This is a genomic window from Nostoc sp. (genome assembly GCF_036917355.1).
Classification (GTDB): Bacteria; Cyanobacteriota; Cyanobacteriia; order Cyanobacteriales; family Nostocaceae; genus Nostoc.
In genome coordinates this window covers 128,802-150,227 of sequence record NZ_JBALDP010000051.1, presented here as the reverse complement: position 1 = coordinate 150,227, position 21,426 = coordinate 128,802, and the positions used below count along the sequence as shown (strand labels likewise).

The following is a 21,426-nucleotide window of genomic DNA, read 5'->3' as shown; positions in this document are numbered from 1 at the left end:
GTTATGAGTTAGGAGTTATGAGTTGAAAGATTTATTCTTAACTCCTAACTTCTAACTCCTAACTTTTCTTATAACCAATCATTGTCTTCTTCATCATCCCAGTTATCTTGGTAGCTGGGGCGGGATTTGCGTGGAGGACGGCTTTCATAAGAGGAAGAACGATTATCGCGGCTATAATCTCTGTCATAGTCTCTACCGTAATCTTTGCCATAGTCTTTACTGTATGAGTCGCGTTCTCGATATGTATCTCTGGGAGATTCGCGTTCTCGTTCTTTATCACCGCCAGTAAAGATGTCACGGATAGTTCCAAACAAGTCGTCATCTTCATCTTCAGCATAAGTCTGGCGGACTTCCCGATTTAGCTCATAGAGAGCATCTTGCAAGTCGGCGTAGGCTTGATCGATACCGCGATCGCTATTTTCCTGAAGACTCTCCTTCAGTTGTCGGCAAATATTATCAATTCTTTGGCGGCGGCTGCGGGCAAACTGCATCCCAAATTCCAGGGCCACTTCTCTAAGTTGTCGTTCTGCTTGGAAAATCAACGCCTCAGAACGAGTCCGCTTTTCTATTCTCTCTTTACGTTCGCGATCGACATCGGCGTATTTTTGAGCGTCTTGAATCATCCGATTCACTTCCGACTCGTTCAAGGTGGAAGCGCCTTGAATGGTGATACTCTGCTCACGCCCTGTGGTTCTATCTAGGGCTGTTACCTGTAAAATCCCATTAGCATCAATATCAAATGACACCTGAACTTGAGGAATTCCTCGTGGTGCTGGTGGGATGCCATAGAGCTTGAACCGCCCTAAAGACTTGTTGCTTGCCGCCATTTCCCGTTCGCCCTGGACTACGTGAATTTCCACAGTGTTTTGGTTATTTTCAGATGTGGAAAAAATGTCAGAACGGCGTACTGGAATAGTAGTATTGCGGGGAATAAGTTTTTTCATCACGCCGCCGATGGTTTCCAATCCCAAAGAGAGGGGTGTGACATCCAAAAGCAGCACATCTTTGAGTTCGCCTGCAAGAATTCCTGCCTGGATTGCTGCACCCACTCCCACGACTTCATCAGGGTTTACGTTTTCGTTCGGTTCTGTGCCAATTAAGTCCCGCACAAGCTGCTTCACCATTGGCATTCGTGTAGAACCGCCAACTAATACAACTTCTTCAATATCTCTAGGTGAAAGTCCGGCATCTTTGAGGGCGCGTTTCACTGGTGTCCGCAATCTTCCCACCAAATCACCACACAAACCTTCAAACTGGGAACGAGTTAAACGAGTTTCGAGATGTTTCGGGCCATCTTCCGTGGCAGTGATGAAGGGTAAATTAATGTCGGTGACACTGACAGCAGAAAGCTCAATTTTGGCTTTTTCCGCCGCTTCCATCAGACGTTGCAAAGCTTGGCGATCGCGTCTTAAGTCTACTTCTTCTGTTTCCAGAAATTGCTCTGCTAACCAATCTACGATTATTTTGTCAAAGTCGTTCCCACCAAGTTGCGTATCGCCACTGGTAGCTTTGACTTCAAATATCCCATCGCCAACTTCTAAAATCGACACGTCAAAAGTACCACCGCCCAAATCAAAGACTAAGATAGTTTCCGTGTCACCCCGATCTAATCCATAAGCCAAAGATGCCGCAGTCGGTTCATTGAGAATCCGCAGCACTTCTAAACCAGCAATTCTGCCAGCATCGCGGGTTGCCTGCCGCTGAGAATCATTAAAATAGGCGGGTACTGTAATCACTGCCCCTGTAACTGGTTCGCCTAAATAGCGACTAGCATCGTCTGCCAATTTCTTCAGCACCATTGCCGAAATTTCTTCTGGGGCGAAATCTTTATTCATACGAGGACAGGCAATTTTAATATTACCTACTTCGTCTTTGCGGATGGTGTAGGGCACACGCTTAGAATCTGCATTAAGTTCGCCATACTTCCGCCCAATGAAACGTTTAACTGCAAAAAAGGTATTTTGAGGATTGAGGACGGTTTGTCGCCGTGCCATTTGCCCAACCACCCTTTCACCTTCTTTGCTGAAGCCAACTACGGAGGGGGTTGTTCGCATTCCTTCTGCATTGGCAATCACCACCGGCTTGCCACCCTCCATAACGGCGACTACTGAGTTGGTTGTACCCAAGTCGATGCCGACTACCTTGCCCATGCGTTACTCTTCTCCTAAAGTGTCTTATATATTTATTATGATTGGGCGGAACTACCTCTAGCTTTGTGCTACAAGATAAAAACACCTCAATGTATAATACTCATCATTAAGGCAGTAAGCTAAGAAGTGCAGCTAGAGGAGATAGTTGCAAGACTAGGATAGCATTGAGACGGTTGGTGTGCCCAAGCAGCCTCAATTCTTGATATCCGCCTACTTCTGTTTAAGTTATCTGCAAATTGGTAAGTTAACTTTAATAATGCTTGCTCTGCTTTTTTGAGTGCCTGAAAATTCTAATATTATTGCTACTACTTAAAAGATTTGAATTTAACAGAGCGATTACAGACTTCCCTGAGTGCGATCGCGCGAGAACGCGATCCTTACATGGCAACGGCTGGGCATTTTTTTGTCCAAGAATACATCCGCCAGGAATTTTCTCAATGGGGGAGTGTGGAAATCCACACCTTTGAAGTCAGAGGTAAAACTTGTAATAACTTGATATTAAATTTACCATCCCAAGCTAAAGGGCAAAAAAAGGATTTACTACCAATTTTAATTGGCGCTCATTATGATGGCGTTCCGGGAACAGTTGCGGCTGATGATAATGCTACAGGTGTTGCAGTGTTGCTGGAATTGGCGAGAAAATTCGCTGCCGAACCTGTCAGATATCCCTTAAGACTGGTTGCTTTCGATATGGAAGAATACGGCTTACTGGGTAGTGCTGACTATGCAGCGCTGTTGCATCAACAAAAGCAACAGCTACGCTTAATGATCTCCCTAGAAATGCTGGGCTATAAGGATTCTACACCTGGTTCCCAAAGTTACCCCCCTCCTCTGGAACGCTTCTACCCAGATACAGGTGATTTTATTGCTTTAATTGGTAACTTGCGGACATTGCCTGACTTAATTGGGATGAGCCGTAATATTCGCAAAGCTGGCGTATCTAGTCAATGGCTACCCGTGCCGAATCGAGGTTTAATCGTTCCCCAAACCAGACTTAGCGATCATGCACCTTTTTGGGATTTAGGTTATCCGGCAATGATGGTGACAGATACGGCATTCTTGCGAAATCCACATTATCACAAAGCTAGTGATGCGATCGCTACTTTGGATTTAGATTTTCTGACTCGTGTATGTGAAGGGTTAGAAATTGCGATTAGATGGTTGTGATTTATACATTTGATGCGTGGGTATTGCATTTTTTACCTCAGTTTCTTGTTGCAAACTGCTGTATATTTTTTATTAATCAATATCTTCAAGTTTTTTCAATTGGTTATACTATCTTGTTGATGCGATCGCGCATTAGGAGTCAAAGTAATTAAATCGTCAATATTGCGCTTCATTGTTTCACAAATTGCGTCTAATGGTAAATCATTAGCGTCATAACCAAAGGGGTTTTCTATTTCTAAGCCAATGGCTTCAATGCCAAACAAAGTGAAGCCAACCAAAGCAGAAACTAAACCTGTCCACCAACCGAGACTGTCTACTATTTGAAATGGTAGCAAAAAGCAATATAATATCAGTAATTGCTTCAAATGAATAGCATAAGCAAGCGGCATAGGCGTTTTTAAAATACGTTCGCAAGCACCTAAATTATCCACAAGACTATTCAATAATTCTTGCATTGATGTTAGCTGGTAGCTATTAAGACAATTACGATCGTACTGTTCCTGTAAATAATCTCCTATCCAAAAAGCAACCTCTATAGGAGGATTATTCATAATCTTCAATTTTATGTACTTAGTAGATGGCATTAAGTCTTCTAACTCGCTATTGACACCTTCTCCTCGCAAATGTAGTTTAGTTGTTACAGCAAACGCTACCAATAAGTTTAATGCTGTAATTTTATTGTCTTTATCTCCTGGTGAAATTTCATCAACTGATACCCAAATTTGCCTCGCTAAATTTCGGACGTGATTTACTATAGAACCCCAGCATTTTCTCCCTTCCCAAAATCGCTCATAAGCAGTGTTTGTACGAAAGACAAGTAACAAACCTAAAACAATACTAGGAATCACATTAACTAAAATAGGCTGGGATACAGGTTTTTCAAAATGGTGAAGCAGAGAAATTAAAACTCCAAAAGCTCCACACCATAAAACATGTTTGGAAATTGCTTTTATGACTGAACCTCTAGGTTGTAATGCTGTGCTGAACCATTTAATTTTTTCGTTTATCATGTATCCACCCTAGTAAAATATTTATTGAACTGACAAATTCGGCATTTGTTAGCTTAAAAATAATCATTATAAAAATAGCACAATTAGCAAAGAGATACTTGAAAAACTATTCTTGCTAAGAACATTATGTACTGACGACTATGTATTGTATTCTAGTTGCTGTTATAAAATTTCGAGCCAGGTTAAATACTTATTATTAATACTGAGGCAAAAAGTTTTTTGATCGTCAATTAGGTAAATATTATATAAAAGTCAAAAGCGATGCCTACAAGGCAATTGTAAAGAAATGTAGAGATTTTCCAGTGGTTGCATAAATCCGCCACTTCATCCCGATAAATCTATGGAAGAAAAGGTATATTCCTATCGATAATGTCCATACAACATTAGTCGGTATCATGTACCCCAGTAAATCAAAAAGTTCTAGCCTGTAAAAATCCTGCCCTGTAAATTAATGTCTAGACATAACTTATTTGGTTATGTCTTTTTTATTGTCGTGAGTCTCAAAACGTTGGATTTCAATCAAATAACCATCAGGATCGCGCAAAAAGCAGTGGTAAATATTGTACTTTTCATTTAGTGTAGGTGGCTTTTCAAATTCGACGCCACGTTCTTTGAGATATTTAAACCATTCATCCACCTGCTGTGTTACTAGGGTAAAAATGACACTTGAGTCTTTATCGGTTGGAGGAGTTGATTTTTCGCTTGCTTGACACAATCCTAAGTATCCAGAACCACTAACAGTATAAATTCGACAGGTTACTTGGTCAAGCCATAACTTCAAACCTAGTTTTTGTTCGTAGAATTCTGTAGATACATTGAGATTATGGGTAGAAAGGAAGGTAATTTGCTGGTCTATTTGCGGATAAGTAGACATAAAACACATTTGAGTATATACCCTAACGACATCGAGCGATCGCAGATGTAAAAATTGATTGATGTTAGAAACCTGTTACTGCTCCAGAATGCCTTAAGTGCATCTGGAGTTTCTTTTTGGAAAAAGCCATAAAAATTTTCCCAATCATCCTGATATGGCAAAACATAGCTGAATAAGGATGCATACTGAATTATCTATATTTAAACACGGGCATCACTTATTGATGTACCCTTCCTGCCAAACAACTCTCGCAAAACAGCCTCAGCTTATCTGGGGCTGTTTTGCGTTACTTCCCACAGAGAAGGAATTGTAAACAAGAATCCTCAAACACTTTTATCCACATTTGAGTGTATACCCTGATGACGTAGGATTTTCTCAGGGTGAAAATTTGGTATAGGTAAATGCGTATCTTTCCTGACTCCAGATTTGTCACAAACATTTCTGGAGTTTTTTCATTACTGAAATTTGAAATTAGCAATTTAATCTAAACTCTAATGAATATTTTATTTTGATTATGAACGCGTATGTACTACTAATTAACGATCAAACTGTGCCAGTTGCGTAAGTCTTGTGGAATTAATACCTAAATAGTATTAATTATATATGTATGAAGTTGGATGTAATTAAGAAAAAAATTAAGAAATCAAATTTATCTAATCACTCAAAAGCTTTACCAGTAAAGGTTTAAAATAGGTACAACCATGAAAGGTGATTGCGTGGTCGAAGTCAGCGCAATCACCCTTAGTTTACATATACCAGAACTTCAAATGAGTAACTTCAATTTCTCTTTTTTCAGTTAGTTGGTGAAGAAAGTACAACCAATCTTTCAAATTCGAGCAATCGTCGCTGTTCGTTGGTTAAAAAAATGTACCCAGTGATATAATTATGTCCATTATAAAGTGGGTAAAATCTGCCGCCATTAGACACAGTTTTATCAACTACTTGTAGGATTAAACTAAATAGCCTGCGAACATCGAGCAAATCATCTTTAGACTCAAGCTTTGTACTATATATTTTGCCATTAACTTTAAAAGAAACTTCAGCAGTTTGGTTATTTTTCCATTCAAATAAAATATCAGTTGGAGCAAAATTACCTCGTGAAACATTTGCAAATTTATGGATAAGCCGCTTATAACTATCTTCTCTAGAATTGGCTTCCAAATCAATAGTAGGAACAAAGGTATCAAAAACTTGCAATAATTGATAGTAGTTAGTAATATAACTTTGTCTAATGTTCTCTTTATTTACATTTATTTGTTGAGGTGTTAAGTGATTCAATAATCCAATTTTACCTAAAAATACAATAACTTCTTCTATCCGGTTTGTTGTTAATTCTTTCTCTTGTTCGTTAAAACTATTTAGATTAAAAATATATGATTTATTTAAAAATAATTTAAATTGCTTGTTTGTAAGTGCAATAAATCCAAAAGTATTACTATTTTCTAGCGCTGATAAACCTATTAGTTGGTCACTAACAACTCCTATATCATAAAGTCGATACGACGAACCCATATCCCGCAGTATTTTATTAAATAAGAAAAAAAATTCTCTTGTATCAGCGATAGGTATAGAAAATTCGTTTTTGATAACTGGATATAAATTATATTGATATTTTCTCCTATTTGTATATATTGAAAACATCATTGGCTCATCAATAGAAAAGCTATCAATTTTAATGTTTGCTATGCCTGATTGATGCAGCATACTAACAATGCATTGATAAATGGTTGGTAAGTACTCATATAATTTTTTAGAGTAATCTTTGAGGTCAAAAATTACTGCATTATTAAAATACTTAAATAACTGAATATTACTAGCAATATTTTCTGCTTGGATATCTTGTATTAGTTTGGTATAACCATCAGCAGACAATATACTACTAGAACGCAAGGTTTTAAGGTGAGGTTCTAAATCCTTCAGTTGTAAATTCTCATAAACCCTCATTTGATTTTCAGCTTGCTGAAATAAATCGATATCCATTTTGATATAACTAGCTTTAACCTCTGTTTCTAGTCGTTGATAAACACGTTCGGTAATAACTCCCGACTGTTTGAGACCATGCAACAATTGGAGTAGTTCTAAGCGCATTTCCTCAGTCAACTCAGTGGGGGGTTCAAATACAATAGCAACTCTAAATAACTTAGGAAAATCAGGGCTAAGTCGGCGCTTTCTTGCCTCCTGTGCAAGTTCATCAAGCAACATCGAACGGCTAGGTATTTCACCTTCTGTCATTGAAAACTGTATCTGCTGGTACGTTTCTTCCGATATGAAGTTTAAGTTACGAAGGTTACGTGCTATGTCTGATATAGACACCATATTTTTAGAATTAGCATTATGGGATTGGGCAATTAGTTGATTAAGTGGAAATACTGTAAAAATAATTATTAATAAAACACTAAGCAACTGCTTAATAAACCACCATGTTAAATAATTTTTTTTTGCATTAGCTACAGATTCCAAGTGTATGCAATGTTTACTAATACGTTTATAACCAAGTTTTATTATTACCATTTTTATTATATGGATTTTTATTTTATTACGTGAATAAATCAATAATAGCAATATGAAGTAAATTAGAAGTGAGTCTGCACCTATCCTTATTGATTCGGATCAGAAGAAAATAGTTAAGCGATCGCACTCAAAGTATTGACTAAATCAAAGTGCGATCGCAGTAAATATAAATGTTTATTTCGTTGTATATGTTACAAAAATATCCTTTTTCATTTCAACTTCTGCCGGTGCTTCTGGATCGTAAGCTGGTGATAACAAAAAACTAGCAAACGACGGCAAAGGAACTCCAGTTTTAGAACTACATGAGGGATAAAATAATGTGTAAAATGGCTCGGCAACAGAAGGAGTACCAAGTTTAACTTCCATCGCAGTTGCTAAAGCCTGAGCGCGGCTTTGAGCATCTTTCATGGCTGATTGATAAACTGAACTCTGCAAAGCTTGACAGTTATTTACTGCATACTCAACACCCACACTCTTGACAGAAAGGTTTTCAATTTGGCTCGTGGACTTATTCGCTGTAGCAACAATTTCCTGAACGCGATCGCGCGTTGGTTTTTCTAGTTTCACCAATACCTTGGCGTTATTTTCACTGGAATTCGGATTAATTTGCACTTGAATTTTATCAGCCCTAATGCCTTTAGCAACTAAGCTATCCACTACAGGCTGAAGAGTTGCTTTAGTTAGGGATTTTTTGTTTGGTAAAGGTTCTGCTGCTGTTTTGTCATTTAAGAGTAAAGTTGGTGAGGATAGGCGGCGAGTTTCTGGGAACGCTGATGGTTGCGTTTGTAACTCATCATTGCTACCTCCACTACTGAATACTAACTCAATATCCGCTGTATCGGCTGGCACTCTCACAACCCCTTGACCGATTACCATTAATGAATGGCGATCGCTTGCTGGTGGGTAAAACAGTTGGGCATTAGTGACTTTGGGTGTTAATGCTCCTACTCCGACAGTCACGGAAATACTTAGCATTAGAGCAGTTATTTTTCTCATATCCTGGGAATATCCTTAGAAATTAGTGATTGTCAAAGTTTACACCTCAAGAGGAATCTACTTAAAAAAATATTGAGCTAATCCCACAGCCTTTAGTCGTGGGATTAGCTCAAAAATTCAAAATTCACTGCGGGCGTTATGATATCTCAGTAGAGAGCCAAATCTAGTTAGAACTATTAACCAAACCAGTGAGAAGGTTCACAAGCTGGTTGAACTGTTTCACAAACACGATGGCTAATCCAATCTGACTTTTCTTGAACAATTAGACAAATGCCTTGGTGAATCAAATTCTGTAAATGTAGTTGCTGCTCTAAGGGTTTACGAGGCAATTTGTAATAAGCCAAGCTTCCTTGTTCAGCCTCCGCTGGAATCTGTTCGTCAGACATGACGCTGTAAAAGGAGGGAATGCGGTTGAGGACGAAAGTAATTAGCTCTTGGCGTAAATCAGGAATCGCAAAGGCTTGTTGATATGGATGGGATGGATATGTATTCAAAATACTTTCAATTTCTCCCACTATTGATTGTTGTGTTAAATTGACTACCGTTTTCATGGTTTTTAAACTCCTTTTTTAATCAAATCAATGCTTGGCGGAGAAAATAACTTTTTTAGATGGCAACGTCGTGATGACAATCAGTTAAAAGTAACTCAACTTACAGATGCAATCAATCCCGAAACTAGCCTCTAATCTTGGTACAATCTCAGACATTTGGCTTTGCTTATTTTAGTTAAAGTTTATACTGTCTCACAGCATGACTTATTAAAACAGCGTCCAATAAGCTGGTAATTTACCGACATTTTATATTTATAATCCTAATTATTTCAAATTTCTGCTCTTTTGGCAGAAATCTACATAAAACGCAGCATAAAGGCTAGGGGATCAAGATTAACAGCAATAAAACCACTTGAATTAGGAACAAGTTTTTAATGAAGTTAAGCTTTTTGGCTAATTGGCATCACTTTTTAGGTTCGCAGCAAAATTTGCTATTTCATCTAAAAAACTTATTTGTTGCACTTTGATTTAGTCAGTCAGAAAAATAGCGACTCACGATAGTGCAGGATCAGTCTAGCGACAGATGAAATGATCGGGCAAAAACGTTTAAAAAGTTCACATTATCGAAAAGTAAATGACGTAACTGATTATTAATTTCATCAGCCGCAGCTAATCCAGAAAGCATCGCACCTTCGACAAGATTGCCGCCACACCAATCACCACAGCAAACTAAAGGTAAGGGAGTATCGGTAGACAAAAAAGCTTCGTGCCAAGGACGGCTAGGAAAGGCATAACGCCAACGATGTACTTGCATCCATTCGGGAGTATTCAGCCAAGGAAGGGACAGAGATTCAGCTGCTCGTTGCAACATATATTGTCCGGCAGGTTGTAAATCCTGTGATTCTAGATGACGTTGAGCAAAATCAGCGCTACTTTGCACCACAAAATGTGGTTGTTGAGGGTTAGGACGCTTGCTACTGTCCAAACCAATCCATGCTAAATCAGCATTATCTACAAAAGTTAGGGCTTTCCATTGAGGGAGGGGTTGAGATGTAGAAGGATATCCAGCGATCGCACTAATTGAAGGATAAAATTCTACAGAACGCAAGTTATCCAGAAAGGCTCCATCCAATACACTCTCATCCAAAGATTCCAACAACATCACAGCTTGGGGTGCAGGAATAGCGACAACTATAGCTTTTGCAGTTAATTCTTCATTACTAGATTCGAGAGTCAAACGCCAGCTATTTTCGGGAGTTGGGGTAATAGCTATGACACGCTGATTCAGTAATATTTCTAAACCTGGGGCGAGGGATTTAGCGATCGCACTCATTCCCCCAGGCGCAACATAACGCGGACTGCGGTTTTTCGGTTCAGATAAAGGAGCGCCTGTTGTAAGTTCGTAAACCTCATCTGTCCAAACTTCCAAGATATGGCGATCGCGCAATATCTCCACAAAACGTCTAAATAATTCACCCTTTGGTTTCAGGTAACAAGCCCCATGATCTGCCAAAGTTCCATACAAGCGGCGTGTAGCTAGTCTTCCTCCCAAACCACGCGACTTTTCCACCACTACCACCGAATATCCAGCTTGACTTAACTGCTGGGCGCAGACTAAACCGGCAATTCCGGCACCAATCACTGCAATATCAGTCATGAGTCAATAGTCCTTAGTTAGTTATTGGTCATTAGTTATTATCAAAGGACAAAATTACTACTAATGACTGCTGAAAGCTAATAGTAGAATAAGGTACAGAAAGCTGCACGGAAGGGAGGAAGGGAAATTGGATGAAATGAGGGCGGCGCTAGAGTTAGCGACCGAAGAAGAATTGCAAGATTTAACGGCAATTCTATTTAGTCGTAAGTTCAATCCCTTAGACTATGTACACACACCCGAACCCATCGAAGTACAAAGCCAAGACCGCAAAGCTTGGTTAGACGCACTAGAAGGTCGCTTTCGTTTTTTGGCCGCAGATGGAATAACAGTATTACGGGGACGCACAGGCCAGGTAACTTACCGACAAGCCCTCGTTCAAGTATGTAAGTATCTAAAAATTCCCTATTCTAATCAGCTGGCAACTATTGATTTAGAAGCAGAAGTATTTTTGCATCTACTAGGACAGGTGTGGAAAAAATTGCCAGAACAAGAAAAACAAAAATTGACTATACAGGTGCAGCGCCAGCTGCTTAAATCAGAACTAAAACAACCCCTACCACTTTTATTACAACGTGACCCCTTGGGGTTACTTTTCAAAGGCGGTAGTGCGATCGCGGTTACTTCTCTTCTCCAGCCGCTTGTACTTAAGCAAATTGCCCGTCAATTTGCTATTCACTTTGCTACTTATGAAGTAGCCAAACAAGCGGCAATTACAGGCTCAGAAGCAGCTGCAACGCAATTTCAAAGCTATGTAACGATGCAAATGGCGCAACGGGGTATGACAGTGAGTGCAGCTCGTTATGGAGCAGCCCGGACGATGTTTGCCGTGATTGGGCCAATGATGTGGACTTGGTTTATTGCAGATTTGGGCTGGAGAGCGATCGCTACTAACTATGGTCGAATCATCCCCACCATCTTCGCCTTAGCTCAAATTCGCCTCACCCGTGAGGAATGTTGGGAGCCAGCTTGAACAAGGTTTTTGACTATTTCAAATCTCGTTGGCAATCTTCTTGGAACTACTCTCTATGGGCACTGTTAATCTTCCCATTGAGTCCTTTAGTGGGGGCTGTGACTGTAGGTATTGTCTCATTAATAACTTGGCTGAAACAATCCCGCAAAATTAATCGCCGCCCCCTCAACTGGGGATTTGCCCTGTTGAGTATTTTACTGATCGTGAGTGCTGGCTTTGCCCAAGACAAAACAGCAGCTTTCCTCGGCTTATTTAATTTATTACCATTCTTTTTACTTTTCGCTGCCCATAGCGCTCTGATTCAAACATTTGCCCAATTGCGGCAAATGGCTTGGGCTTTAGTCATTGGTTCCATGCCAGTAGCAATTATGGGCTTGGGACAATTATTTTTAGGCTGGAGTTTCAAGTTCCAGTTTGTGTGGGTTGTGTTTAGTTGGACAATCAGACCAGGCGGAAACCCACCAGGTCGTATCGCTTCACTTTTCTTGCACGCTAACACCTTCGCAGCTTATGTAGTAATAGTTTTCATCCTTAGTCTAGGGTTGTGGATCGAACAATGGCGATTAGGGATGAGGTATTGGGGATTGGGCATAAGAGACAGAGGGGAAAGACTTACTGCGCCCCACTCTCCAGTTCCCTTTCTCTTCCTAACTGTCGCGGTGATTACGAATTTTATTACCTTGATTTTCACCAACTCGCGTAATGGGTGGGCGATCGCTATTTTTGCCTGTTTAGCTTATGCACTCTACCAAGGTTGGCGCATTCTTGTAGGTAGCGTTGCTGCGATCGTTTCTAGTATTCTTTTAGCGGCTTTTGCTCCCTCACCAGTCGCTCACATTTTTCGCTGGGTAGTTCCTGCCTTCTTTTGGGCAAGGTTAAATGACGATATGTATCCAGATAGACCAGTCGCTTTAATGCGAAAAACTCAGTGGGAGTTTGCCTGGTTTTTAGCTCAACAACATCCTTGGACTGGTTGGGGATTGCGCAGTTTTAGTACACTTTACAAAGCAAAGATGCAGATTCCCTTGGGTCATCCCCATAACTTATTTTTGATGTTATCTGCTGAAACTGGTTTTCCCAGTGCTTTTTTATTTTGTGGCTTACTAGCTTGGATTTTGATTATAAGTGTCCAACTACTGCAAAAGTCAAAATATATAAATACAGGAGACAAATTGATCTTTTTCAGTTATCTTCTGTCTTTTGTTGGGTGGATTTTATTGAATACAGTAGATGTAACCCTCTTTGATTTTCGTTTGAATACGCTTTCATGGCTAATTTTGGCTGCCATTGCTGGAGTAGTACATGGTTATCACGAAAAAGACAAGCTTGGATCTCGTGAAAATTAGCTATTAGTTTTTTCAGTGTATGCACTGGGGACATTGAGAGTTTCAAGTTAATAATATTGTTATATTCACGTCTGTGAGTGTGACTAGTACCTAATTAGTCACTGTTGCTGATTGTTGGGAAGGTGTAGGGACACCCATTTAGGGTTTTCCTGCATGACGGGCATCTCTTGTAGATGCCCTTTTGTATATTTATTATTTTTATTTAATTAAACACAATTCAAAGACAGGATTGACTAGGTATATATCAGAACTTAAGTTAACGACAAAATAATTGAGAGAAAGGGATAATATTAAATTAGATATTGTTATTAGAGGCGAGGAAATTTATATTATTAGAACTGGGATAGAAACGAACTCTGCTAAAATTTTTATTTTGGCTGCATCACTAGTTCAGGACTTTTCCAAGCTCATGATTATCGCTACAATTGCTGGTAAAGAAAATGTGGTTTTTTGTCGACTTTACGACGTGACGACTAAAATCAGGATTCGCTCTGAATGGAACAAAGAATGCTGATTGGACGGCAATTCTTGATAGTGTTCAAACTAAGTTGCAGATATCTCAAAATTCCCACATTGTCTCTGCTGAGGCAATACTGTTCTGAATAACTGAGGAATTTGGAAAAGTAATACCAGTTTTAGCTCTGGTAAATCCGAGGGTTGAAGACCGAAAATCTTTATTATGACTACGATCGCGCTCAATATTCTGATTGGCATTAAAGACTACGATAACCCTTATGGTGTAAGCTCTCGGTAAAATGGGTGTGTCGGTAACGAAAAAAAGACGCCTCCATAACCAACCTTATGCTCACAACAGCTAACTTTCTTCAGTACACCCAATGGTCAGGTATAGCTACCTTGGTATTTGCTGCCTTGACATTTTTGGCTTTTATTCTCAAATGGGGCATTCGCTTTCGGTTGGTGGGTACAACTGGCTTTATGCTGGTGGTGACTGCTGGTTTATTTGGACTCTCAATAGTCCCCTTGAGTCGGACTGTGATTCCCGGAGCAGCCCGATACACTCTAGTTTATGACAATGGCTCAACACAAGCGGTGATTGCCACATCACCCCAAATTACACCCACACAGTTAGAAGCAACTTTACGTCAAGCAGCTAGCAATCTCTTTTCTTATGGTCGTTCAGGTACACGGGAAGACGATAATTTGACAGTTCGCGCCCGTACTATTATCCACCCGGAAACAGGGATTTCTGTCCCAGTTTACTTGGGTGAGGTCAAGCGATCGCTCGTTTCTCATCAAAACTCCCCGGTAACAGTCAAAATTTACACAGACAATTTCGCCAAATTGCCAAAACCTACTGCTTAAGAGGCAGGAGGGCACAAGAAGCAGGGGAGCAGGGGAGCAGAGGAGCAGAGGAGAAGTAGCAGTAAGTCTTTCCCCTCTGTCCTTTGGCCACTGAGCGTAGCCGAAGTGATGCCCCTCCGCATCTCTCCTCTTGTGCCTCATGCCCAAAGAACAAAAGTAAATTACCTGTTATCAGGATGACAAACATTATTTTGTATTTACTGATACATTAATAGTTATTTTCAGATTAAGATATTCACACTTTAGTGGTTATACTGTGGGAAAAAGTTAATCAGCGTGGGGTAATGGGTACTGACAGTTGTAATTTGTCAGTTGTTGTCCTAATTGCCCCTGTTGCCATTTTCAAAATTCTTTGCAGCAAATCAAGGGGTTGTAGGGACATATATTTGCATATCTTTACATATATATCTGTAGCTAAAAATTGCATCAAATAGCACGATCGCCTACACGTTATCAATTCTCGATTGCTTTTCTTGAGAATCTGACAATGGTAATGTTAATTAATTATACGGTTATTCAAAACTTTGATAGTTCGGAATTTCAGGTCAATGGGTATTTATAGATTCAAGCAATGTCGTCAAACTACTCAATCAGTCGGCAACAGGACTTGTCTATTTAATTGCTTGGCTCAAATCCAGACGATCTGGGTGTCAGGTTAGAGCCATCCAAAAACCAGTTTGGCAACAAGTATCCTCGATCGCTAGTCTATATTATTAAGAAATATCAAGGTTTTGGTAAACGAGATTATATGCCCAATAATTTTTCTACTCAACCTTCTTTGTCTACTCAAACCTCTAACTCATTCTTTACGCTCACAGTTTCCCCCGCAAAAGTAATCCGTGGTTCTGGGGTGTTGCAAACAGCCGCAGCAGAGATTGCCTGTTTGGGAAGTCGTCCCTTAATTGTGGCAGGTAAGTCCACTCTTGTTATCAGCCAACATAATTTACAACCAGTTTTAGAAGCGCAGCAGTTACATACTGTCCAAGCTTCTTATGGTGCAGATTGCTGCGAAACTAGCCTGAAATCTTTACAGAAAAAGGCAAAAGAACATAAAGCTGATGTAATTATCGGTGTTGGTGGCGGTAAAGCCCTAGATACAGCGAAATTAGTCGCACAGCAGTTACATCTACCAGTGGTGACAATTCCTACTTCCGGCGCTACTTGTGCAGCTTGGAGTGCCTTATCAAATGTTTATTCGGAAGATGGGGCTTTTCTCTACGATGTAGGGCTATCTCGTTGTCCCGATTTATTGATACTCGACTATGACTTGATTAAAACTGCACCACAACGTACCCTAGTAGCTGGAATTGGTGATGCGATCGCTAAATGGTACGAAGCCTCAGTTAGCAGTGGACACTTGCAAGACACTTTAATTATTGCTGCGGTGCAACAAGCACGAGTTTTACGAGATATCTTGTTGCAAAAGTCAGCCACCGCCCTCGAAGAACCAGGTAATGAGGTTTGGCGAGAAGTGGTAGATGCCACTGTTTTACTCGCTGGGGTAGTTGGGGGACTTGGAGGGGCGCAGTGTCGCACAGTTGCCGCCCATGCCGTGCATAACGGTTTAACTCATATTTCGGGACATGGCAGTATTCATGGCGAAAAAGTTGCTTTTGGGATTTTAGTGCAACTGCGTTTAGAAGAAATGCTACAAGGCAATCAACTCGCAGCATCGGCACGACAACAGTTGTTAAAGTTCTACACAGAAATTGGACTACCCCAGAAATTAAGTGATTTGGGATTGGGCAATATTACATTAGGTGAATTGCAAACAGCCGCCGAAATGGCTCTAGTTCCTAATTCTGACATCCATCGACTACCGTTTAAAGTCGCGCCGGAACAGTTGATGGCGGCAATGGTTTCTACCACTGCACCTATAGATAGTAGAGATACTGCAAATCGAGTTTCGCCCAAGGGAATGAGTGACGAGGTTTTATGAGTTTAAATTGGATTGTCCCAGCAGAACGCATACAAAAACTACCACCTTATGTATTTGCCCGTTTAGATGAACTGAAAGCTAAAGCACGGGAACAAGGGTTAGATTTAATTGACTTGGGTATGGGAAACCCCGATGGTGCAACACCAGCACCAGTAGTAGAAGCGGCGATCGCAGCTTTAAAAGATCCCGCTAATCACGGTTATCCTCCTTTTGAAGGCACAGCTAGTTTCCGCCGCGCTATCACTAACTGGTATCGTCGGCGTTATGATGTGGTTCTCAATCCTGATAGCGAAGCCTTGCCATTACTGGGTTCTAAAGAAGGATTAACTCATTTAGCACTCGCCTACGTTAATCCTGGTGATTTAGTTTTGGTTCCTTCCCCCGCTTATCCGGCACATTTTCGCGGCCCGGCGATCGCTGGCGGCAAAATCCATAGTTTGATTCTCAAACCCGAAAATGACTGGTTAATTGATTTAGCTGCCATTCCTGATGAGGTTGCTAGACAAGCCAAAATGCTCTATTTCAACTATCCCAGCAATCCCACCGCCGCCACCGCCCCCCGCGAATTTTTTGAAGAAATCGTCGCCTTCGCCCGCAAATATGAAATTTTGCTGGTGCATGATTTGTGTTATGCCGAGTTAGCTTTTGATGGTTATCAACCCACTAGCTTATTAGAAATTCCCGGTGCGAAAGATATTGGTGTAGAATTTCACACCTTATCTAAAACCTACAATATGGCTGGTTGGCGCGTTGGCTTTGTCGTGGGGAACCGCCATGTAATTCAAGGTTTGCGGACGCTGAAAACTAACTTGGATTACGGCATTTTTGCAGCATTACAAACGGCAGCCGAAACAGCTTTGCAACTGCCAGATGTGTATTTACATGAGGTACAACAACGCTACCGTACCCGCCGCGATTTCCTGATTCACGGGTTAGGAGAGTTAGGTTGGGATATCCCTAAAACCAAGGCGACGATGTATCTTTGGGTGAAGTGTCCCGTTGGCGTTGGTTCCACAGATTTTGCCCTGAACGTGTTGCAACAAACAGGCGTTGTGGTTACTCCAGGTAATGCCTTTGGGGTTGCAGGTGAGGGTTATGTCAGAATCAGTTTGATTGCAGACTGCGATCGCTTAGGTGAAGCTTTAAACCGCTTCAAGCAAGCTGGCATCCGCTATCAGCCTGAAGCTGTAGTCCCTGCTTCAGAAGCGATCGCCGATCTGGTTAGTTGATTAGAGAAAAGAAAACCAATATTACATGACTAAAATTTTGGCTGACGATTTTTGAGATCGCGTAAAAAAGTAGAAAGAGTTAACAATCATTGGTACTTATATTTACATCAGTCAAGAAACTCAAGAATCTTGAATAGAAACTGTTGCTTTAAAAGAAGTATCTGTTGAAGAACTAGCTTCTTTTCTTTTGAGGACTACAGTGTACACACAAGTCCTAAAAACCTTGCTTGATAGAAATTTCCTCGTTCCCAGTTTCGGACTGGGAACGAGATAAACCAGGATATTGAATAAAGACGAAGGGCAGTTCGAGTTTACGGAAGACTGCCTTCTGCTTGCTGTCTTTCTTAATAAATACCTAATCTTAAATCCAAATATCTAATTTTTTTGCTATGGTGATCCCAAAGGAATTGTTAAGTGCTTACGAGATGTAAATTAAGTGATTAATTATTCATTGAGTATAATATAATACAAATAACTATAGATGATTTATCTGTACAATACATCTTTATTGTTACTTAGTAGGTTGGGCAATACGCGTTTCAATATCTTCTAATGTTTGTAACAATAAACGATTTGCCTGCAATTTCCAACCCCATTTCTGAATTCTGTAAGCTAATACAGTTCCAACTACAGACGCTAACAAGCCTATGGGTTGATTTAAAGAAATTCCTAGTAACAAACCCAATCCAGCAATTCCCCAAAATGGTAAGGCTATTGCTTGTCTTTGTTCTTCTACAACTTGGGTAATTATATTAGATTTCATCGTAGCAAGTAATGCCTCTTTTACTTGCTGCTGTTCTGTTATGGATACTGTTAAACCTATTTTACGGCGTAGTTTTTCTATTTTACGGGCATCAGTACTGTATTCAGTTAGTTCATCTTCTGCCATTTTCAGGAGTCTTTCTAGCTGCGCCATAATTTATTACATTCGGTATTTTGATCGAGTTATTAAACTGAATAATTGTTAATTTTTATTGCTTATAGTTTTGGATTTTATCGCCAAATATCAAACTACGCGACAGAACCAAAAATCTCAAGTTGAATATGGGAAAAATAAATATAGTAGCAGTTATGCACTTACAAATTGAGTATAAACTGAAAAGGTAATATTTATGGCTACAGTATCTAAAAGCACTTTATCTCTATCTGCCCAAGAGCGATCGCTCATCTTGTGGTTTGATGAAATTGGGATTGCTGATATACCTGTGGTTGGTGGTAAAAATGCCTCACTGGGGGAAATGATTCAACAGCTAACACCCAAAGGTATTAACGTTCCCACAGGATTCGCCACTACTGCTTACGCTTATCGTCATTTCATTCAATCTGCGGGGTTAGAAGCAAAGCTACGCAAACTCTTTGCTGACTTGAATGTTGAAGATGTCAAAAATTTACGAGAACGCGGCAAAAAAGCGCGATCGCTCTTAATCCACACACCATTTCCTGTAGAATTACGCGAGGCGATCGCCACAGCATACCATAGTCTCTGCAAACAATACCATGCAGACACAGATGTGGCAGTCCGTTCCAGTGCCACTGCTGAAGACCTTCCTGATGCTAGTTTTGCTGGACAGCAGGAAACTTACCTCAACGTTGTCGGTGTCGAAGGAGTTTTAGCAGCTTGTCATAAATGCTTTGCGTCTCTATTTACCGATCGCGCTATTTCTTATCGCCACGCCAAAGGATTTGACCACTTTAGCATTGCTCTGGCTGTGGGTGTGCAAAAAATGGTGCGCTCTGACTTAGCAACCTCTGGAGTGATGTTCTCCATTGATACAGAAACAGGTTTTAAGGATGCCGCACTAATTACAGCCGCCTACGGTTTAGGTGAAAATGTTGTCCAGGGATCTGTAAATCCCGATGAATATTATGTTTTTAAACCGACTTTAAAAGCTGGTTTCCGCCCAATTATCGATAAAAAATTGGGTAGTAAAGAACTGAAAATGATTTATGATGATGGCTCTAAATTTACGAAAAATGTTTCGGTTTCACCCAGCGAAAGAGGTAAATTCGCTCTGAGTGATGAAGAGATTTTACAACTAGCAAGTTGGGCGTGTTTAATTGAAGACCATTATTCCCAAGTCCACGGCATTTTCACTCCAATGGATATCGAGTGGGCAAAAGATGGGATTACTAACCAACTTTTTATTGTGCAAGCGCGCCCCGAAACCGTCCAGTCGCAGAAGACGGGAAATGTGTTGCGGAGTTATCGGTTGGTATTGGGGAATAGAGAATGGGGAACTTGTACTGAGCGCAGTCGAAGTATAGGCAATGGGGAAAATTCCCACTCCTCACTCCCTGATTCCCAATCCTTAATTCCCCTGGTTACGGGAAGTGCAATTGGGGAAGCAATTAGTCAGGGAAAAGCACGCTTAATTCTAGATGTTCAGAAACTAGAACAGTTCCAAGTCGGGGAAGTCTTGGTGACAGAGAGAACCGATCCCGATTGGGAACCAATTATGAAACGCGCCAGTGCAATTGTCACCAATTCTGGAGGCCGCACGTGTCATGCAGCAATTATTGCGCGAGAATTGGGTGTACCTGCGATCGTGGGATGCGGCAATGCTACGGATATCTTGAAACCTGGTCAAGAGGTAACAATTTCTTGCGCTGAAGGGGAAGAAGGAAAAGTTTATGCAGGCTTATTACCTTTTGAAGTTAAAGAAGTCCCTTTAGAAAACTTACCCCGCACCCGCACCAAAATTTTAATGAATGTGGGTAATCCCCAAGAAGCATTGAGTTTATCGGCAATTCCTAACGATGGCGTAGGTTTAGCGCGGACAGAATTTATCATTGCTAACCAAATTCAAATTCATCCAATGGCGTTGATTCACTATGACTCGTTAAAAGATGAATTTGTCAAAGCTAAAATTGCTGATATTACCGCACTTTACGACGATAAACCCCAATATTTTGTCGATAAATTAGCTCAAGGCATTGGTAGAATTGCCGCAGCATTTTATCCCAAACCAGTGATTGTCCGAACCTCAGATTTCAAAAGTAATGAATATGCCAATTTATTAGGTGGACGACAGTTTGAACCCCATGAAGAAAACCCAATGTTAGGTTGGCGAGGGGCAGCGCGTTACTACGATGAAGGCTACAGAGAAGCTTTTGCCTTAGAATGTCACGCCCTCAAACGGGTACGGGAAGAAATGGGTTTGACAAATGTCATCCCAATGATTCCCTTTTGTCGCACTCCTGACGAGGGGCGTTTGGTTTTAGCAGAGATGGCAAAAAATGGTTTAAAGCAAGGTGTTAACGGCTTGCAGGTTTATGTGATGTGTGAGTTGCCGAGTAATGTGATTCTGGCTGAGGAATTTGCTGAGGTATTTGATGGCTTCTCAATTGGTTCTAATGATTTAACTCAATTGACACTAGGGATAGACAGAGATTCAGCGTTAGTAGCGCGATTATTTGATGAACGCAGTCCAGCTGTTAAGCGAATGGTAAAAATGGTCATAGAAACAGCGAAAAAATGCGATCGCAAAATCGGCATTTGTGGGCAAGCACCCAGCGACTATCCAGAATTTGCCCAGTTTTTGGTGGAACAAGGAATTGACTCCATTAGTCTAAATCCTGATTCGGTTTTAAAGACGATGCTAGAAGTGGCAAAAGTCGAGAGTCCTGAGTCTTGATTGCAGTGGGTTTTGGTGTGTTAAATCGAGCGATGTCTACGACAGGCTACGCCTACGCACCGACGCAACAATGGTACTGGATCTTGGGCAATTGTCGAAAAGGAAACTATTCTTCTTAAACAATTGCC

The 21,426-nt window shown here is 40.6% G+C and carries 15 protein-coding genes; 7 read left to right on the top strand and 8 right to left on the bottom strand.

Features of this window, described 5'->3' with window-relative positions; translation table 11 throughout:
* Positions 1-68: 68 nt before the first annotated feature.
* Positions 69-2,150, bottom strand: a complete 2,082-nt coding sequence (gene dnaK, locus V7K53_RS15370) for a molecular chaperone DnaK (RefSeq protein ID WP_335198377.1) — start codon at positions 2,148-2,150, stop codon at positions 69-71.
* A 318-nt stretch (positions 2,151-2,468) separates the two neighbouring features.
* Here dnaK and V7K53_RS15365 point away from each other — a divergent pair, with 318 nt between their 5' ends.
* Positions 2,469-3,317, top strand: coding sequence for a M28 family peptidase (locus V7K53_RS15365; protein ID WP_335198376.1), 849 nt, complete (start codon positions 2,469-2,471; stop codon positions 3,315-3,317).
* 95 nt (positions 3,318-3,412) lie between these two features.
* Here the strand turns inward: V7K53_RS15365 and V7K53_RS15360 are convergent, their stop codons facing one another.
* The 6 genes from V7K53_RS15360 to V7K53_RS15335 form a co-directional block, all read right to left on the bottom strand.
* Positions 3,413-4,327: a bestrophin family protein gene (locus V7K53_RS15360; protein ID WP_335198375.1), complete on the bottom strand. Its 915-nt coding sequence runs from the start codon at positions 4,325-4,327 to the stop codon at positions 3,413-3,415.
* 466 nt (positions 4,328-4,793) lie between these two features.
* A complete protein-coding gene (locus V7K53_RS15355) occupies positions 4,794-5,201 on the bottom strand; it encodes a VOC family protein (protein ID WP_335198374.1) in 408 nt (135 codons plus the stop codon).
* 792 nt (positions 5,202-5,993) lie between these two features.
* Complete coding sequence (locus V7K53_RS15350) at positions 5,994-7,712, bottom strand: hypothetical protein (RefSeq protein WP_335198373.1); 1,719 nt, start codon at positions 7,710-7,712, stop codon at positions 5,994-5,996.
* A 174-nt stretch (positions 7,713-7,886) separates the two neighbouring features.
* On the bottom strand, positions 7,887-8,687 hold the full coding sequence (locus V7K53_RS15345; RefSeq protein ID WP_335198372.1) for an SIMPL domain-containing protein: 801 nt from the start codon (positions 8,685-8,687) through the stop codon (positions 7,887-7,889).
* 197 nt (positions 8,688-8,884) lie between these two features.
* Positions 8,885-9,259 (bottom strand): hypothetical protein, encoded by a 375-nt coding sequence (locus V7K53_RS15340; RefSeq protein ID WP_334900225.1) that lies wholly within the window; start codon positions 9,257-9,259, stop codon positions 8,885-8,887.
* 508 nt (positions 9,260-9,767) lie between these two features.
* Positions 9,768-10,856 carry an NAD(P)/FAD-dependent oxidoreductase gene (locus V7K53_RS15335; protein WP_335198371.1) on the bottom strand — a complete coding sequence of 363 codons (1,089 nt, stop codon included), beginning with the start codon at positions 10,854-10,856 and terminating at the stop codon, positions 9,768-9,770.
* Between the two features lie 127 nt (positions 10,857-10,983).
* Between V7K53_RS15335 and V7K53_RS15330 the strand changes: the two genes are divergently transcribed.
* The 5 genes from V7K53_RS15330 to V7K53_RS15310 all read left to right on the top strand — a co-directional run bounded on the left by V7K53_RS15330 (position 10,984) and on the right by V7K53_RS15310 (position 17,663).
* Positions 10,984-11,826, top strand: a complete 843-nt coding sequence (locus tag V7K53_RS15330; protein WP_335198370.1) for a hypothetical protein — start codon at positions 10,984-10,986, stop codon at positions 11,824-11,826.
* Positions 11,808-13,172, top strand: a complete 1,365-nt coding sequence (locus tag V7K53_RS15325; protein ID WP_335198369.1) for an O-antigen ligase family protein — start codon at positions 11,808-11,810, stop codon at positions 13,170-13,172. The genes V7K53_RS15330 and V7K53_RS15325 overlap by 19 nt, the downstream gene beginning before the upstream one ends.
* Positions 13,173-13,973: 801 nt before the next feature.
* Complete coding sequence (locus V7K53_RS15320) at positions 13,974-14,495, top strand: Ycf51 family protein (protein ID WP_335198368.1); 522 nt, start codon at positions 13,974-13,976, stop codon at positions 14,493-14,495.
* A gap of 748 nt (positions 14,496-15,243) precedes the next feature.
* Complete coding sequence (locus V7K53_RS15315) at positions 15,244-16,434, top strand: iron-containing alcohol dehydrogenase family protein (protein WP_335198387.1); 1,191 nt, start codon at positions 15,244-15,246, stop codon at positions 16,432-16,434.
* Positions 16,431-17,663: an aspartate aminotransferase gene (locus V7K53_RS15310; RefSeq protein WP_335198367.1), complete on the top strand. Its 1,233-nt coding sequence runs from the start codon at positions 16,431-16,433 to the stop codon at positions 17,661-17,663. The genes V7K53_RS15315 and V7K53_RS15310 overlap by 4 nt, the downstream gene beginning before the upstream one ends.
* A gap of 511 nt (positions 17,664-18,174) precedes the next feature.
* On the opposite strand, the gene V7K53_RS15305 is transcribed toward V7K53_RS15310, so the two are convergent.
* Positions 18,175-18,579, bottom strand: a complete 405-nt coding sequence (locus V7K53_RS15305) for a hypothetical protein (protein WP_335198366.1) — start codon at positions 18,577-18,579, stop codon at positions 18,175-18,177.
* A gap of 196 nt (positions 18,580-18,775) precedes the next feature.
* Between V7K53_RS15305 and ppsA the strand changes: the two genes are divergently transcribed.
* The gene (gene ppsA / locus V7K53_RS15300; protein WP_335198365.1) at positions 18,776-21,298 is read left to right on the top strand and encodes a phosphoenolpyruvate synthase; all 2,523 of its coding nucleotides are present in this window, start codon (positions 18,776-18,778) and stop codon (positions 21,296-21,298) included.
* Positions 21,299-21,426 lie beyond the last annotated feature (128 nt).

What these genes read in the sequence shown, in the direction of transcription:
- dnaK (WP_335198377.1), bottom strand. Translation starts at nt 2,150, where the DNA reads ATGGGCAAGGTAGTCGGCATCGACTTGGGTACAACCAACTCAGTAGTC.
- V7K53_RS15360 (WP_335198375.1), bottom strand. Translation starts at nt 4,327, where the DNA reads ATGATAAACGAAAAAATTAAATGGTTCAGCACAGCATTACAACCTAGA.
- V7K53_RS15355 (WP_335198374.1), bottom strand. Translation starts at nt 5,201, where the DNA reads ATGTCTACTTATCCGCAAATAGACCAGCAAATTACCTTCCTTTCTACC.
- V7K53_RS15350 (WP_335198373.1), bottom strand. Translation starts at nt 7,712, where the DNA reads ATGGTAATAATAAAACTTGGTTATAAACGTATTAGTAAACATTGCATA.
- V7K53_RS15345 (WP_335198372.1), bottom strand. Translation starts at nt 8,687, where the DNA reads ATGCTAAGTATTTCCGTGACTGTCGGAGTAGGAGCATTAACACCCAAA.
- V7K53_RS15340 (WP_334900225.1), bottom strand. Translation starts at nt 9,259, where the DNA reads ATGAAAACGGTAGTCAATTTAACACAACAATCAATAGTGGGAGAAATT.
- V7K53_RS15335 (WP_335198371.1), bottom strand. Translation starts at nt 10,856, where the DNA reads ATGACTGATATTGCAGTGATTGGTGCCGGAATTGCCGGTTTAGTCTGC.
- V7K53_RS15325 (WP_335198369.1), top strand. Translation starts at nt 11,808, where the DNA reads ATGTTGGGAGCCAGCTTGAACAAGGTTTTTGACTATTTCAAATCTCGT.
- V7K53_RS15320 (WP_335198368.1), top strand. Translation starts at nt 13,974, where the DNA reads ATGCTCACAACAGCTAACTTTCTTCAGTACACCCAATGGTCAGGTATA.
- V7K53_RS15315 (WP_335198387.1), top strand. Translation starts at nt 15,244, where the DNA reads ATGCCCAATAATTTTTCTACTCAACCTTCTTTGTCTACTCAAACCTCT.
- V7K53_RS15310 (WP_335198367.1), top strand. Translation starts at nt 16,431, where the DNA reads ATGAGTTTAAATTGGATTGTCCCAGCAGAACGCATACAAAAACTACCA.
- V7K53_RS15305 (WP_335198366.1), bottom strand. Translation starts at nt 18,579, where the DNA reads ATGGCGCAGCTAGAAAGACTCCTGAAAATGGCAGAAGATGAACTAACT.
- ppsA (WP_335198365.1), top strand. Translation starts at nt 18,776, where the DNA reads ATGGCTACAGTATCTAAAAGCACTTTATCTCTATCTGCCCAAGAGCGA.